Genomic DNA, 15,525 nt, shown 5'->3' on the forward strand with positions numbered 1-15,525 from the left:
CATAACGCTAATTTGTTATAAGTAGTCTGTCCAAACCTCGAGTTGCTCCCAGGATGGGTTAGACTGTAGGAAGTGAAGTGCATGATTGATTTCTCGCTCTGCACTCATCTTAGATGAGGACACACAGACAAGAGCGATTCTTGTCCGTTGCCACACATTTTGATGATCTATTTCTGCAACAGAAACATTAAATTTCTGCTTTGTTCGGGTAATCATTCGCTGGAGTACTGCTCGCTTTTCTTTTAACGAATGTGAATCAGAAATGATAAACTCAACTTCCGCGTAAACGATCATTATCGTTTAATTTCTTCCATAACATAGGCTTCAATAATGTCGCCTTCTTTGATGTCATTGAAGTTTTTAATCGTGATACCACATTCGTAGCCTCTCGCTACTTCTTTAGCATCGTCTTTGAAGCGTTTCAGCGTATCTAATTCCCCTTCGAAAACAACGATTCCTTCGCGAATGATACGTACGCCTGAATCACGGGTTACTTTACCTTCAGTTACATAAGAACCAGCGATTGTACCAACTTTTGAAACTTTAATCGTCTGACGAACTTCTGCTTGACCAATAATTTTTTCTTCAAATTCTGGATCAAGCATTCCTTTCATCGCCGCTTCGATTTCTTCGATTACTTTGTAGATAATACGGTGTAAACGAATATCAACGCCTTCTTCATCGGCAGCACGTTTTGCATTTACGTCCGGACGAACGTTGAATCCAATCACGATAGCGTTTGAAGCTGCAGCTAATGAAATATCTGATTCTGTAATCGCACCAGCGCCAGTGTGAATGATTTTCACGTTTACGCCTTCTACATCGATTTTCATTAACGATGCAGCCATTGCTTCTACTGTACCTTGTACGTCAGCTTTTACGATTAAGTTTAATTCCTTAACTTCGCCATGAGACATTTGTTCAAATAGGTTATCTAAAGTTACGCGTTGTTTTTCAGAACGGTTTGCTTGGATTGCAGTCATTGCACGAGATTCACCCACTTGGCGGGCAGTTTTCTCATCATCAAAGACTACGAAACGGTCACCCGCTTGTGGTACTTCGTTAATACCAGTAATCTCAACCGGTGTTGAAGGACCTGCTTCTTTCACCCGGCGGCCAAGATCATTTACCATCGCACGTACACGCCCATAAGCATGACCTACTACAATTGGGTCACCAACACGTAATGTTCCATCTTGAACTAATAATGTTGCAACAGAACCACGGCCTTTATCCAGCTGAGCTTCAATAACTGTACCGATAGCTGAACGACTTGGGTTTGCTTTCAATTCAGCTACTTCAGACACTAATAGTATCATCTCTAAAAGCGTATCAATACCCTCACCTTTCAAGGCAGATATTGGAACGAAAATTGTATCGCCGCCCCAATCTTCAGGTACTAAGCCGTGTTCAGTTAATTCCTGCATTACACGATCTGGATTCGCTGATGGCTTATCCATTTTGTTCACTGCAACTATAATTGGCACTTCTGCCGCTTTTGCATGGTTGATTGCTTCAACTGTTTGTGGCATTACACCATCATCGGCAGCAACAACGATGATTGCTAAATCCGTAATACTTGCACCACGAGCACGCATTGTTGTAAACGCAGCATGTCCAGGAGTATCCAGGAATGTAATTTTTTTGTCATCGATATTTACTTGGTATGCACCAATATGTTGTGTAATCCCGCCTGCTTCTCCAGCAGTTACTTTTGAATTACGAATTGAGTCAAGTAATGTCGTTTTACCATGGTCAACGTGCCCCATGATTGTTACAACTGGTGGACGTATTACTTGTTCTTCTTCAACAACCTCTGCTTGATCGAAGTAAACATCTAAGTCTGTTTTATCAATACGTACTTCTTCTTCTACTTCTACGCCGTAATCCGCACAGATTAGCTCGATTGCATCTTTATCTAATTCTTGGTTGATCGTTGCCATAACGCCAAGCATGAATAATTTTTTGATAATTTCAGATGGTTCACGGTGAAGCTTTTTCGCTAATTCTGCAACTGATAGCGATTCATAGAATGTAATTTTTTCCGGCAACTCTTTTGGAGCTTGTGGAATTGTTGGTTGATGTGTTTTTGGATGGCGACGTTTGCCTCCGTGAATACCCGGCTTTTTACGTTGTTGGTTGTTAAAGCCGCCTTTATTTTTGTTGTTGTTTGAGTTGTTATTATTATTTTGGGCCATATTTCTATTTTGGTTACCTTTTGCATTCTTAAATTTTTCGCCACTGTTTTGTGACGTCGTTCTTTGTTCGTTAGACGAATTGTTTGATGGTCGATTCGGTGAATTACTGTTAGCCGGTCTGTTTGATGAACCATTTGATGGTCTGTTTTGTGAGCCATTTGATGGTCGATTTGCTTGGCCGTTTGACGGTCGATTTGTTGAACCATTTGATGGGCGATTTGCTTGGCCATTTGACGGTCTATTCGATGAACCATTTGATGGGCGATTTGTTTGGCCATTTGACGGTCTATTCGAAGAACCATTCGCTGGGCGGTTCGGACGATTGGATTGGTCATTTGTTTGTGACCTTTGACCACTTGGTGAAGCCTGTTTGTTCTCTTGTCGTACTTGATTATTTTTTGTTGCAGACCCTGTAAACACAGAATCTAATTTTGTAACTGATTCACTTTCAAGCATCGACATATGGTTTGAAACCGTAACGTTCAGCTTTTTCAGCTCTTCAATTACTTCTTTACTTGATTTATTTACTTTTTTCGCATATTCATGAACTCTTAATTTGGTCATCTGCTCACCCCCGATTAATTTTCGTTGAGTAGACTAGACATCTTCTTCGCAAATCCACTATCTACAATAGCTATTGCGACACGTGCTTCTTTACCAATTGCAGACCCTAGCTGGTAGCGATCACCAAACACATGATACTCAACGTTATAATACGTACATTTATCTTGAATCTTCTTGCTAGAATTTTTTGAGGCGTCTGATGCTAGTAGTACCAGCTTAGCTTTATTTGTACGTATTGAATTCACTACTAACTCTTCCCCAGTAACTATTTTCCTAGCTCTAGCTGCTAAACCTAGTAATTGGAGTAGTCTTTCACTCATAAAATGGACTCCCGGCGAATGAGTTTAATCAATTCCTCATAAACCTCTTCAGGGATTTTCACTTCCAGTTGGCGTTCTAATATATTTTTCTTCCGAGCAGTTTCAACTGCCTCTTCCGACTTAGAAATATAAGCTCCACGTCCAGATTTCTTTCCCGTTATATCAACAGATACTTCGCCTTCTTTCGAGCGAACAATTCGTATCATCGATTTTTTAGGCAAGCTCTCTCCTGTTACGACACATTTGCGTAAAGGAACCTTTCTTTGTGTTGCCATAAGAATTCACCTTCCTTTTAGAAAAGCGCAAGTGCCCTGCTTAGCCCCGACAAGCGCTGGAAGTTCCGAATCGAAAGCATCTTTTCCGCTTTCGACCGAGGAAATGAAGCGACCTCGAGGGGCTGGGCACTGGAGCTAGACATTGATCAATATCAATAACCTTATACTTACTGATCATTTTTAGAAAAGCGCAAGTGCCCTGCTCATGCAACTATAGCTTATTCTTCGTCATCTGCATAAAGATCGTATGCGACATCTTCATCATAAAAATCACTATCTTTTTCAGCTTCGTCAGCTGGAATGAAACGACTTGATTCGTTTGGATAAATTCCCGCATCACGCGCATCCGTTTCACTCTTGATATCAATTTTCCAGCCAGTTAATTTCGCTGCAAGACGAGCATTTTGTCCACGTTTACCAATCGCTAGTGATAATTGATAGTCTGGAACAACGACTGTAGTTGATTTTTCTTCTTCGTTAACGATTACATCAAGCACTTTTGATGGGCTTAAGGCATTTGCAACAAAGACAATTGGATCCTCTGACCATTCTACAATGTCAATTTTTTCTCCATTTAACTCGTTGACAATATTTTGTACACGAGCACCTTTTGCACCTACACAAGCACCTACTGCATCGATTTCTGGATTGTGGGCATAAACTGAAATTTTTGAACGGTCACCAGCTTCACGAGCGATGGATTTAATCTCTACGATACCTTCGAAAATTTCTGGAACTTCCATCTCGAAAAGTCTGCGAAGCAATCCTGGATGTGTGCGAGAAACAATAACTTGAGGTCCGCGTGTAGTACGCTCCACTTTCGTAATATAAACACGAATGCGGCTTTGTGGTTTATATACTTCACCTTGGATTTGTTCGTTTGTTGGTAATGCAGCTTCGACTTTACCTAAACTTACATAAATATTGCGGGCGTCTTGACGTTCAATTGTACCATTCACAATATCGTCTGTACGATCTACGTATTCTTCAAATATAATACCGCGCTCAGCTTCACGTACTCTTTGCGTTACGACTTGTTTTGCTGTTTGAGCAGCAATACGTCCAAAGTTGCGAGGCGTGACCTCTTGTTCTAATACGTCACCGATTTCATAGGCTGGATTAATGTCTTTCGCATCCTCAAGAGCGATTTGAAGACGATCATCTTCCACTTCATCTACTACATCTTTGCGTGAATAGACTAACATTGTTCCATTTTCTAAATTTAAATCAATACGCACATTTTGTGCTTGATTAAAATTACGTTTATATGCAGTTACTAATGCCGCTTCGATCGCTTCAACTATTACTTCTCTTGAAATACCTTTTTGTTGCTCCAGAGCAGTTAAAGCATCTAGTAAATCACTACTCATTTTTTTGTTCACTCCTAATATTCAGTTATGATGAAAAATCGATAGCAAGTCGTGCTTTTGCGATTTTTTCCTTTTCAATAAAAACAGTTAGTTTACGTGTTTTAATGCGAACTTCAAGTTCTAATCCTTCTTCAGTATATGATTTAAGATAGCCTTGGAATTCTTTCATATCTTTTATTGGCTCATATGTTTTCACATAGATAAATTTGCCTACTGATTTTTCAAAATCTGATTCTTTTTTCAATGGTCGTTCAGCACCTGGTGAAGAAACTTCTAAATAGTAGTTTTGCTCGATTGGGTCTTTTTCATCCAGAATCTCACTTATTCGCTCACTTACGAGTGCACATTGTTCGATATCGATGCCGCCTTCTGGTGTATCAATATATACACGAAGGAACCAATTGCGTCCCTCTTTTAAAAACTCAACTTCGACAAGTTCAAGGTTCAACTCTTCTACAATTGGCGTAACAAGTTCTTCAATTACTGACGTTACTTTGCTCATAGTATCCTCCCAACGTAATTGTCTCTTGCCTTTTTTCACAAATAATCGGTTTATATAAATTAGAATTTCACTAAAACGCTAGGTTTTATGCCTTTTTTATACTAATAATTGTACAGCTTTCAAAGCTTAATCAGTATAAAAACAGAAATTCCACCAGGGCATGGTGAAATTCAAATACGGACCGAATGTGTCTGTAAGAAAAATTTGAATAAGCGTAACAACAGAAAAGAGCGGGAAAAGCCCCACTCTTTTGCTGCAAAACTATCAACAAATTATTACCATAACAATAGCACAATTTTTAACTTAATGCAAATTTACTCAAATGTGTTATCTAATTGGTAACTTACATAATCGTAATTTAGAACAATGATAGCTGATTTGCGTCAGGCAGGCCTTCCAAACAACCTAAAGTATCCATATACTCAATTAGAGATTTCGAGACTCTCCCACGTTGCTGTAAATCCTCTTTTGATAAGAATTCACCATTCTGTCTTGCCGCAACAATTGCTTTGGCTACGTTAGTACCTAGACCAGGAATCGCATCAAATGGAGGAATTAACGTATTGCCTTCAATGATAAACTCACTTGCTTGTGAGCGATATAAGTCTACCTTTTGGAAGCTCATCCCACGCTCACACATTTCTAATGCAAGCTCTAGAACGGTCATTAAATCTTTTTCCTTTTTTGAAGCATCTAAACCTTTTGCATTGATATCATCGATACGAGAGCGAATGATTGCCGAGCCCTGAGTCATCGCGATTAAATCGAAGTCACTTGCACGGACAGTAAAATAAGCTGCGTAATATAAAATTGGATGATGTACTTTGAACCAAGCGATACGCACTGCCATTAAAACATATGCAGCTGCATGGGCTTTCGGGAACATGTACTTAATCTTCTTACAGGAATCGATATACCATTCAGGAACACTTTGAGCACGCATCTCCGCTTCCATCTCTTCTGATAAGCCCTTCCCTTTACGAACAGACTCCATGATCTTAAAGGCAAAGCTTGGTTCCAATCCTTGGTAGATTAAGTAAACCATAATGTCATCACGACAACCAATTACTTCAGAAAGTACACAAGTTCCGTTATGAATTAATTCCTGGGCGTTACCTAACCAAACGTCTGTCCCATGGGATAAACCTGATATTTGCACAAGTTCACTAAACGTTGAAGGTTTCGTATCTTCCAGCATTTGTCGAACAAATCGCGTACCAAACTCGGGAATCCCAAGAGTACCCGTTTTCGTGCCAATTTGTTCTACCGTTACCCCAAGGGATTCTGGTGTAGAGAAAATCTTCATTACTTCCGGGTCATCTGTCGGGACTGTTTTTGGATCAATTCCAGATAAATCCTGCAGCATCCTGATCACAGTCGGATCATCGTGCCCCAGTATATCGAGCTTTAGCACGTTATCGTGAATTGAGTGGAAGTCGAAGTGGGTTGTTTTCCATTCAGAATCCTGTGCATCTGCCGGGAATTGAACCGGCGTAAAATCATAAATATCCATATAATCCGGAACTACGATAATCCCACCAGGATGTTGACCGGTCGTACGTTTAACCCCAGTACATCCTTGCACAAGACGATCCACTTCTGCTCCGCGGAATGTAAGATTATTATCATTCGAATACCCTTTGACATATCCATATGCCGTTTTCTCCGCAACAGTACCGATCGTCCCCGCACGATATACATAGTCTTCTCCGAAAAGTTCTTTTGTATAGTTATGGGCTTGTGGCTGATATTCTCCCGAGAAGTTTAAATCGATATCGGGTACTTTATCTCCTTTGAATCCAAGGAAGGTTTCAAAGGGAATATCTTGACCATCTTTTTTGTACCCGGTCCCACATTTAGGACATTCCTTGTTTGGTAAGTCGAAACCACTACCAACGGAACCATCATCAAAGAATTCAACATTTTTACAGTTTGGACAAATGTAATGTGGCGGTAATGGATTTACTTCCGTAATTTCCATGAACGTCGCAACAAGAGAAGACCCTACCGATCCACGAGAACCTACCAAATATCCATCTGCAAGGGACTTTTTCACGAGCTTTGCGGAAATTAAGTAAATAACTCCGAATCCGTTTCCTAAGATCGATGTTAGTTCTTTTTCAATTCGAGCCTTTACGATTTCAGGAAGCTCTTCCCCATATATTTGATGGGCCATCTCATAAGTTAAATTCGTCACTTCCTCATCCGAACCTTCAATCTTTGGTGTATAAAGGTCATCCTTGATTGGTTTTACTTCACCTATCATATCAGCAATTTTTTGTGAGTTGGTCACTACAATTTCTTTTGCAAGATCCGGCCCCAAGAAGTCAAATTCTGCCAACATCTCATTTGTTGTACGGAAATGAACAGCTGGTAGTTTGTAACGATTCAAAGGATTTGCCCCACCCTGTGAACCGACTAAAATTTGACGGAAAACAGCATCGTTTTCATTTAAATAATGAACATTCCCTGTAGCGACAACCGGTTTGTCCATACGTTTACCAAGCTTCACTAATTTGCGAATGATATCCTCCAAATTCCATTCATCGTGAATAACGCCACCTTCTATTAGATGTGCATATACAGGCTTTGGTTGAACTTCGATATAATCATAGAATCTCGCTACCTTTTCAGCGGCGTCACTTGATTTATTCATCATCGTTTCAAATAATTCGCCATTATTACATCCAGACCCAACTATAAGTCCTTGTCGATGCTTTATTAAATCCGATCTGCGGATACGAGGCACACGATAATATGTTTTTGTATGACCAATAGTGATTAACTTAAACAGGTTTTTCAACCCATCATTGTCTACTGCTAGAATAGTACAGTGATATGGGCGAGACTGCTTATAGCTTTCATCTCGATTAATTTGTTCATTAAATTCATCGTGATAATTTATGCCATGCTCCTCTTTTGCGTCTTTTAATAAATGGAGCATTAATTCACCTGTTGCTTCTGTATCGTAGATGGCACGGTGATGTTGTGTTAATTCAATCCCATAACGTTTACATAATGTATTTAAACGATGGCTCTTTAAAGTAGGATTTAAGAACCTGGACAATTCTAGTGTATCAATTACCGGGTGAGTAACACCTTGTATACCTGCTTTTTCGTAGGCAGTATATAAGAATCCCATATCGAAGGAAGCGTTATGGGCAACAACGATTGAATCTCCAATAAAGTCTTTAAATTCCGTTACGACTTGATCGACTTCCGGTGCATTTTGAAGCATATCATCGGTAATATGCGTAAGTTCTATAATCTTGGCTGTCAACGGTTTATGTGGATTGGCAAAGCGTTCAAATTTCTCGATTACTTTACCTTCCTTGATTTTGACAGCGGCAAGCTCAATGATTGTATCGTATGCAGTGGACAGACCTGTTGTTTCGACGTCAAACACTACAAATGTTGCATCATCGAGTCCAATATGTTGTTCGGCGTAGGCGATTGGCGAACCATCATCAACCAAGTTCGCTTCTATTCCATAGATAATCTTGATGCCATGTTTTTTTCCTGCTGCATACGCATCCGGGAACCCTTGTGCTACAGCATGGTCCGTAATGGCAATTGCAGGGTGTCCCCATTTTGCAGCTTGTCCAACCAACTGTTCAATCGGAGTCACGGCGTCCATTTGACTCATTGGTGTATGTAAATGTAGCTCTACTCGTTTTTGTCCTTCTGGTGCTGTATCCTTACGCGATTCCTTAAACACCTCATTTATATCTTGAGCCATAACGACTAAATCACGAACGAAGGTGTCATTTTGAACTGCACCCCGTACTTTTACCCACATACCTTTTTTCAATTGTGCCATACGTTCGGCATCTTCTTTATCGCGAGAGAACATTTTCACCAGGATGGAGTCGGTATAGTCGGTCATTTTTAATTCTAAAAGTGATCGTCCACTTCGCAGCTCCTTGATTTCTACAGCAAATACAAATCCCTCGAGAACAACTCGTCGTTCTTCTTCTACAACACGACGAATTTCCATGATTTCTGTATCTTTGATGTGATTTCCCAGCTGGAATGGACCACTGCCAGCAACAGACTCTGGGTTATCTGTTTTCGCTTTTTCACTGCTTTGGAAATCTTCCATCGCTTTACGTGCAAGCTCGGCTTCCTCTAATTGACGCTGTTCAATATATTGCTGCTGAGCTTCTTTCATCTCGTCTGTTGCTTCGATTAATTGGAAGTCTACAGAAAACTGTGGGAATCCCAGGCTTTCATAGGCCTCAACAATTTTTGATGCGTATTTGGACTTTAATGTCAGTTGTTCCATTTCGGCCATACAAGAAACATTTAGTTTATTTCCCGTCCATTTTGGAATTTGCGTCATCAATCGATTTTTAACGGGAGGTGATGCATCTAATTGTTCAACAGCCGATAACCAATAATCTGTAATCAACTGTTCGGTCACTACCGGATTTCTTGCTTCTATTGTAATTGAAGCTTGCGCAATATGAGAAAACTGCTCGGCCATTCTTGTACGGAATAATTGGTACAATTGGAAGGGCAATATGTTTTCTAATTGAATGGCAAAACACCAGACTCGATTTTTTTTATGAACGGTTAGTCGAGTAAGCTCACCTTTTTCAAAAAATGACATGTAGACATCTTCCGTTAGCTGCAACTGTTGTAAAAGCGTTAAAAATCTTTCTCTCGCTTCTTGATTGTCTACCATTTTACTCACCACCTGTTTTGGATTTTATAATTTTTGTTCTTTTGAACTTCAAAAATGTAGCTATATCAGAAAGAAACGATTTTCGCCTGTTAGCGAAAATCGATGGTTTTTTCATGGAATCTGCCTTTTAATTAGACCTGAATATTTCGTTTAAATGGTCGATTAGTTCTTCTTTTGCCCATTCAAAGGTTTCACCAGTGCTTCTGATTTTAACTTCGACGATGCCTTCGCTTGCACGGTTTCCGATTTTAATACGAACGGGTAGACCGATTAAGTCAGCATCCGTAAATTTAACTTCTGCCAGCTCTTCTCGATCATCAAATAAAACCTCAAATTGGTAGAAGGTTAAAATATTATATAGCTCTTCCGCCAATTTAAATTGAACTTCATCTTCTCTATCTATCGGTAAAAGGTGTAGCTCATAAGGTGAAAATTTCTTTGGCCAATAAAACCCATTTTCATCTTGATACACTTCAGCCATTACAGCCAAGATACTAGAAATTCCTAAGTGAAAATAATTCATAAGCAGAGGCTTGGACTGCCCAGACTCATCAGTAAAATTAGCATTCGATTTTTCAGAGACCTTAACACCCAGACTACAAATCTTGCCTACTTCTATTCCTTTTTTGAAGAGAATAGTTCCTTGTCCATCAGGGGATGGATCCCCTTCTTTAATATATCGTATATCTTCATAAAAACTGATTGCAAAATCACTTTCTGGTGATACATTCGTATAATAATAGCCATCCTCATTAGCCCCAGCGACTCCATTTCCAATAGATTGAATTGCGTTATCTGCAATAACCTTCACATCTATAGGTAACTTGATAGGTCCAATCGATTCTATTGAGCAGTCTAACAGTTGTTGAACCTCATGCTCTGTGGCTGGTTGAATGGATGTTGTCTGTAATAGATTTTGCAATTTATAAGGATTTACTTGATGATCTCCTCGTGTTAATACCACGACAAATTCACCGTCTATCTTATATACGAATGAATTAATGAAACTTGATTCTTCTATATTAAAAAATGCACATACATCTTCGAGCGTTTTTACGTTAGGTGCCGCCACCTTTTCCAATGGTTTAGCTGGTATGTCTGAAGGGACGGAATCATTTATAACTTGCGCCACTTCAATATTCGCAGCAAATCTCGATTCGTTGGAATAGGCTACGGTTGTATCCCCAGCCTCTGATGCAATGATAAATTCCTTTGCAAATACTTCTTTACCCGGTCCTGGATTTGCATCAATTATTTCATAATGCAGTCCCAACTTGCTGAATAAATTAGAGTATATTTGAATCATTTGATGATAGGCGTTTTCTAGACTCCCTTTATCAGCATGAAAGGAGTAAGCTTCCTTCACCAAAAACTCTCTGCTTCGCAATAAACCGTTTGTCTTGCGCAGCTCATCACGATATTTAGATTGTATTTGATAAAAAGTGAGGGGTAAGTTTTTATAAGAATGGTTTTCCTCAGCTACTAACGAAGCAATTACTTCCTCATATGAGGGTACAAGAATAACGTTTTGTTGGTTATTATTTGTATCATCTTCTTGAACACTTTTGAAGTTTGATGTAGTTTCTTGCACTTGCAAGATTGGCAAACCAATTTCTACTGCGCCAAAAGTTTCCATTTCTTGCCGAATTAATGTTTCTAATTTAATTAATACTCGTTTCGCTAATGGTAAATACGAATAAGCCCCACTTGTGGTTTCACGGATGAACCCAGCACGAAGCAGCATTTTGTGAGATTTGACTTCAATTTCTGCAGGTACATCGCGTAGCCTTGGAATAAACGTAGAACTTTGTTTCATCTGCTCCACCTTTTCTCTTATAAATACGTACTTAGCATATCATACTACAAGGTTTCCTCGTACGTACAACTGCAATTTATATCAAAAATTCATTATTAAACCACTATAATTTAAAGTTGGATTTAAAGTTTATATAAGACTGAAACTACTTGTAATTTTATTAAATTCTTCAAGCAAACGAACATTTGCATTGAGATTTTCTTCTGAAATGGCTTTCATCCTTGCTATGAAGGACATTTTCACCCCGTTGTTCTGCGAAAGTGGGTTTCATCCTCGCTATGAAGGACGTTTTTACTCAGTTATTCTTCAAAAATGGCTTTCATCCCCGCTATGAAGGACATTTTCATACCGTTTTTCTTTAAAAGAGGCGTTCATCCTTGCTATGAAGGACATTTTCACCACGTTGTTCTGCGAAAGTAGCTTTCATCCTCGCTATGAAGGACATTTTTATTCAGTTTTTCTTCAAAAATGGCTTTCATCCCCGCTATGAAGGACATTTTCATACCGTTTTTCTTTAAAAGAGGCGTTCATCCTTGCTATGAAGGACATTTTCATACCGTTTATCTGCGAAAATGGCTTTCATCCCCGCTATGAAGGACATTTTCACCACGTTGTTCTGCGAAAGTGGCTTTCATCCTTGCTATGAAAGACATTTTCATCCTGTTTTTCTTCAAAAAGGGTTTCATCCCCGCTATGAAGGACAGTTTCATCCTGTTTTTCTTCAAAAAGGGCTTTCATCTTTGCTATGAAGGACATTTTCACCACGTTGTTCTGCGAAAGTGGCTTTCATCCTCGCTATGAAGGACATTTTCATACCGTTTTTCTTCAAAAGATGCTTTCATCCTTGTTATGAAGGACAGTTTCATCCTGTTTTTCTTCAAAAAGGGCTCTCATCCCCGATATGAAGGACATTTTCATCGAGTTTTTCTTCAGAAGGGGCTTTCATAAGAAATCCCAACAACATTAATACTATTTTTACTATCCGCAAAAAAAGTTAACCTTATTCACTATGGATTTTACCACAAATGAATAAGGTTAAGGTAATTGATATTGTCCACTTAGGCCCACATGATGTGGGACAGTCAGCCTTTGCCACACGAGATGGCGTTCTTTGGCAGCCTTCATTACTGTCTAGTTGCGAACGATAGCTCCTCGACAACTTCACATCCGCCCACAAGGACAAATGCATCCTTGCAGGCGGCTAATCCAGTTGTTGTAGAAGCTGAACAATTGTCCTCGACTTTTCTTAAAAGAAGAACCTTTGTATATCATTCCATGTTACGATTACCATTAAAATCATTAATAATACGATTCCTACAAAATGAACCATACCCTCTTTTTGACGGTCCACTGGTTTTCCGCGCAATGCTTCGATACCGAAGAATAATAATCTTCCTCCGTCGAGGGCAGGTAAAGGCAGTAGGTTCATGATTCCAAGGTTAATACTTAAAACTGCTGCCCAGTTCATTAAATTATATACACCATATTGAGCGACTGTTTCCGTTGCTTTGTATATGCCTACTGGACCAGATAGGGCGTCGATTGTGAATTGGCCAGTAATTAAGTCACCTAATAGACCTAGTATCAGAACTGTATAATCATAAGTTTGCGTGACACCGAAGACAATGGCTTTTAAAGGATTTTTTTCAACCGGACTTTGGTACATAACACCAATTTGTCCATATTCTTTCCCGCTTTCCACAAGGGTATCCGGCGTCATCTTAAGTTCAATATTCTGTCCATCACGTTCTACTAAAAGTGTTAACGCTTCACCGGGTTTTTCCTGAACAGTTGTCGATAAATCTTGCCATTTTTCAACAGGTTGTCCATCAATTGCCTTAACATAATCTCCCGCTTCCATACCCGCAGCAGCTGCAGGTCCATCCTCTACGACACCATGAATAATTGGTTCGTAGGTAGGAACACCTTGCATAATGGCGATAAACGCAAAAACGAAGAATGCTAAAATGAAATTAAAAAGCGGCCCAGCAAAAATAGCCATTGCCCGCTGTCCAACAGTTTTAGAATTAAACTGACGATCATATGGCGCAATCATTGTTTCAGTTCCATTTTCAACAAGAGTAGCTGTTCTCGATACATTTATTCTTGTAAACTGATCGTCTTCGTCGTATCCTTCAATCCACAATCCTTTTTCAAGGTCTGCTCGTTCCACTTCCATAAAAAGAACATTCGGATTTTGCACATTTTGATTCAAATAAATTTTTTCGGCTACGTTATCTCGATTCAATACTAATCCTACTCGGAATCCAGGCTGAAGTTCTACTGAATCCGTATCTTCTCCCGCCATACGTACATAACCACCGATAGGCAATAATCGAAGTGTATATAACGTTTCACCTTTCATCATTCCAAAAATTTTCGGTCCCATACCAATTGCAAATTCACGAACTAAAATACCTGCTCGCTTTGCAAAGATAAAATGCCCAAGTTCATGGAAGAATACCAGAGAACCAAAAACCACGATAAATGCTATAACAGTTTGCATATCATCCCACCTTAAAAGAGCCTGTTTACATATTCTATGCTTGCTCTCTCTATTTTACCATGCTCTCTACTGATTTTCTTGTTTCACTATCTACATGTAATATAGTTTCTAAATCTGGAACTAGAATATTATTATGATTGTTCATAATTTGTTCAATCACTTCTTCAATTTGTAGGAAATTAATTTTTTCTTGCAAGAACAAACCAACTGCCGCCTCATTTGCTGCATTCATGGCAGTTAACATGGTACCACCGGCTTGGCCTGCATCGTAAGCTAGTTTTAAAGCACGGAATCGGTCAAAATCTACTTCTTTAAACGCTAGTTGTCCAATTTTAGCTAAATCTAATCTAGTGCCTCCCGTTAAAGGGAACCGATCTGGATAGCTCAATGCATATTGTATGGGCACCCGCATATCTGGCGTGCCTAGCTGTGCGATGACACTTGTATCATGATACTCAACTAAAGAGTGAATAATACTTTCTTTATGTAATAAAACATCAATTTTTTCATAGGGCATATCGAATAAAAAATGAGCTTCAATTACTTCCAACCCTTTATTCATCATCGTAGCAGAATCTATCGTAATTTTTGCGCCCATCGACCAATTTGGATGATTCAACGCATCTTTGACAGTTACATTTATTAATTCTTCACGTGTTTTATCACGGAATGATCCACCTGATGCGGTTAAGATTAATCGTTCAATTTGTTTTGGATTTTCACCATTCATAGATTGGAAAATAGCGGAGTGTTCACTATCAACAGGTAAAATAGTAGCGTTGTATTTTTTTGCTTCTGCCATCACTAAATGTCCAGCTGTTACTAATGTTTCTTTATTAGCAATTGCAATTGTTTTTTTCATGCGTATGGCAGCTAAAGTGGATTCTAACCCTACACTGCCTAAAACAGCATTTACAAGAATTGTTGAATCGGGGTGTGTAGCGACTTCAACTAGCCCTTTTTCTCCGAAAGTAAAAGAAGTGCGCGGAAATTCTTTTGACAGTTCAATGGCATCTTTTTCCTCTTGTACGGAGACAAGTTCAGGATTGAGCCTAGAAATAATCTCACGTGTTTTTTCGATATTTCTTCCCGAAGACATTGCAACAAGGTGAAAACTTTCTGGATTGTTAAGCAAAATATCCACTGTTTGCAACCCAATTGAACCTGTTGCTCCTAATAAGCTAATTTTCTTCACAGTTTATCTTCCCTTCAAAAACTTTATATGTATATAGGTGTTCAAGGAGCATCCTCATCTCCTTGAACCAAGAGTAAATAATCATAGAGCAC

11 protein-coding genes are annotated in these 15,525 nt (G+C 39.2%); 1 reads left to right on the forward strand and 10 read right to left on the reverse strand.

Features of this window, described 5'->3' with window-relative positions; genetic code table 11:
- Nucleotides 1–15 precede the first annotated feature (15 nt).
- From ACFQU5_RS05250 to proS, 8 genes are all read right to left on the reverse strand, one after another.
- The gene (locus ACFQU5_RS05250; protein ID WP_390285464.1) at nt 16–294 is read right to left on the reverse strand and encodes a DUF503 domain-containing protein; all 279 of its coding nucleotides are present in this window, start codon (nt 292–294) and stop codon (nt 16–18) included.
- Entirely contained in the window at nt 294–2,762 is a 2,469-nt protein-coding gene (infB, locus tag ACFQU5_RS05255) for a translation initiation factor IF-2 (RefSeq protein WP_390285466.1), read from the reverse strand. Before infB ends, ACFQU5_RS05250 begins: the two co-directional genes overlap by 1 nt.
- Before the next feature lie 14 nt (nt 2,763–2,776).
- Nucleotides 2,777–3,082, reverse strand: coding sequence for a YlxQ family RNA-binding protein (locus ACFQU5_RS05260; RefSeq protein ID WP_390285468.1), 306 nt, complete (start codon nt 3,080–3,082; stop codon nt 2,777–2,779).
- Nucleotides 3,079–3,357 carry an RNase P modulator RnpM gene (gene rnpM, locus ACFQU5_RS05265; protein WP_390285470.1) on the reverse strand — a complete coding sequence of 93 codons (279 nt, stop codon included), beginning with the start codon at nt 3,355–3,357 and terminating at the stop codon, nt 3,079–3,081. Before rnpM ends, ACFQU5_RS05260 begins: the two co-directional genes overlap by 4 nt.
- A gap of 218 nt (nt 3,358–3,575) precedes the next feature.
- A complete protein-coding gene (nusA, locus tag ACFQU5_RS05270) occupies nt 3,576–4,727 on the reverse strand; it encodes a transcription termination factor NusA (protein ID WP_390285472.1) in 1,152 nt (383 codons plus the stop codon).
- Nucleotides 4,728–4,752: 25 nt separating this feature from the next.
- A complete protein-coding gene (gene rimP / locus ACFQU5_RS05275; RefSeq protein WP_390285474.1) occupies nt 4,753–5,229 on the reverse strand; it encodes a ribosome maturation factor RimP in 477 nt (158 codons plus the stop codon).
- 358 nt (nt 5,230–5,587) lie between these two features.
- The gene (locus tag ACFQU5_RS05280) at nt 5,588–9,916 is read right to left on the reverse strand and encodes a PolC-type DNA polymerase III (protein WP_390285477.1); all 4,329 of its coding nucleotides are present in this window, start codon (nt 9,914–9,916) and stop codon (nt 5,588–5,590) included.
- A gap of 127 nt (nt 9,917–10,043) precedes the next feature.
- Nucleotides 10,044–11,732 (reverse strand): proline--tRNA ligase, encoded by a 1,689-nt coding sequence (gene proS / locus ACFQU5_RS05285; RefSeq protein WP_390285479.1) that lies wholly within the window; start codon nt 11,730–11,732, stop codon nt 10,044–10,046.
- A gap of 1,025 nt (nt 11,733–12,757) precedes the next feature.
- Here proS and ACFQU5_RS05290 point away from each other — a divergent pair.
- Complete coding sequence (locus ACFQU5_RS05290) at nt 12,758–12,880, forward strand: hypothetical protein (protein WP_390285481.1); 123 nt, start codon at nt 12,758–12,760, stop codon at nt 12,878–12,880.
- A 98-nt stretch (nt 12,881–12,978) separates the two neighbouring features.
- Here the strand turns inward: ACFQU5_RS05290 and rseP are convergent, their stop codons facing one another.
- Nucleotides 12,979–14,238 carry an RIP metalloprotease RseP gene (gene rseP, locus ACFQU5_RS05295; RefSeq protein ID WP_390285483.1) on the reverse strand — a complete coding sequence of 420 codons (1,260 nt, stop codon included), beginning with the start codon at nt 14,236–14,238 and terminating at the stop codon, nt 12,979–12,981.
- Nucleotides 14,239–14,287: 49 nt separating this feature from the next.
- Nucleotides 14,288–15,433 carry a 1-deoxy-D-xylulose-5-phosphate reductoisomerase gene (gene dxr, locus ACFQU5_RS05300; RefSeq protein ID WP_390285485.1) on the reverse strand — a complete coding sequence of 382 codons (1,146 nt, stop codon included), beginning with the start codon at nt 15,431–15,433 and terminating at the stop codon, nt 14,288–14,290.
- Nucleotides 15,434–15,525: the final 92 nt, after the last annotated feature.

The organism is Ureibacillus sp. GCM10028918 (assembly GCF_042666115.1).
GTDB lineage: Bacteria > Bacillota > Bacilli > Bacillales_A > Planococcaceae > Ureibacillus.

Bases quoted from the DNA above. Each gene is read 5' to 3' on its own strand.
- infB (WP_390285466.1), bottom strand. From the start codon at position 2,762: ATGACCAAATTAAGAGTTCATGAATATGCGAAAAAAGTAAATAAATCA.
- ACFQU5_RS05250 (WP_390285464.1), bottom strand. From the start codon at position 294: ATGATCGTTTACGCGGAAGTTGAGTTTATCATTTCTGATTCACATTCG.
- rimP (WP_390285474.1), bottom strand. From the start codon at position 5,229: ATGAGCAAAGTAACGTCAGTAATTGAAGAACTTGTTACGCCAATTGTA.
- nusA (WP_390285472.1), bottom strand. From the start codon at position 4,727: ATGAGTAGTGATTTACTAGATGCTTTAACTGCTCTGGAGCAACAAAAA.
- ACFQU5_RS05280 (WP_390285477.1), bottom strand. From the start codon at position 9,916: ATGGTAGACAATCAAGAAGCGAGAGAAAGATTTTTAACGCTTTTACAA.
- ACFQU5_RS05290 (WP_390285481.1), top strand. From the start codon at position 12,758: ATGAATAAGGTTAAGGTAATTGATATTGTCCACTTAGGCCCACATGAT.
- rnpM (WP_390285470.1), bottom strand. From the start codon at position 3,357: ATGGCAACACAAAGAAAGGTTCCTTTACGCAAATGTGTCGTAACAGGA.
- rseP (WP_390285483.1), bottom strand. From the start codon at position 14,238: ATGCAAACTGTTATAGCATTTATCGTGGTTTTTGGTTCTCTGGTATTC.
- ACFQU5_RS05260 (WP_390285468.1), bottom strand. From the start codon at position 3,082: ATGAGTGAAAGACTACTCCAATTACTAGGTTTAGCAGCTAGAGCTAGG.
- proS (WP_390285479.1), bottom strand. From the start codon at position 11,732: ATGAAACAAAGTTCTACGTTTATTCCAAGGCTACGCGATGTACCTGCA.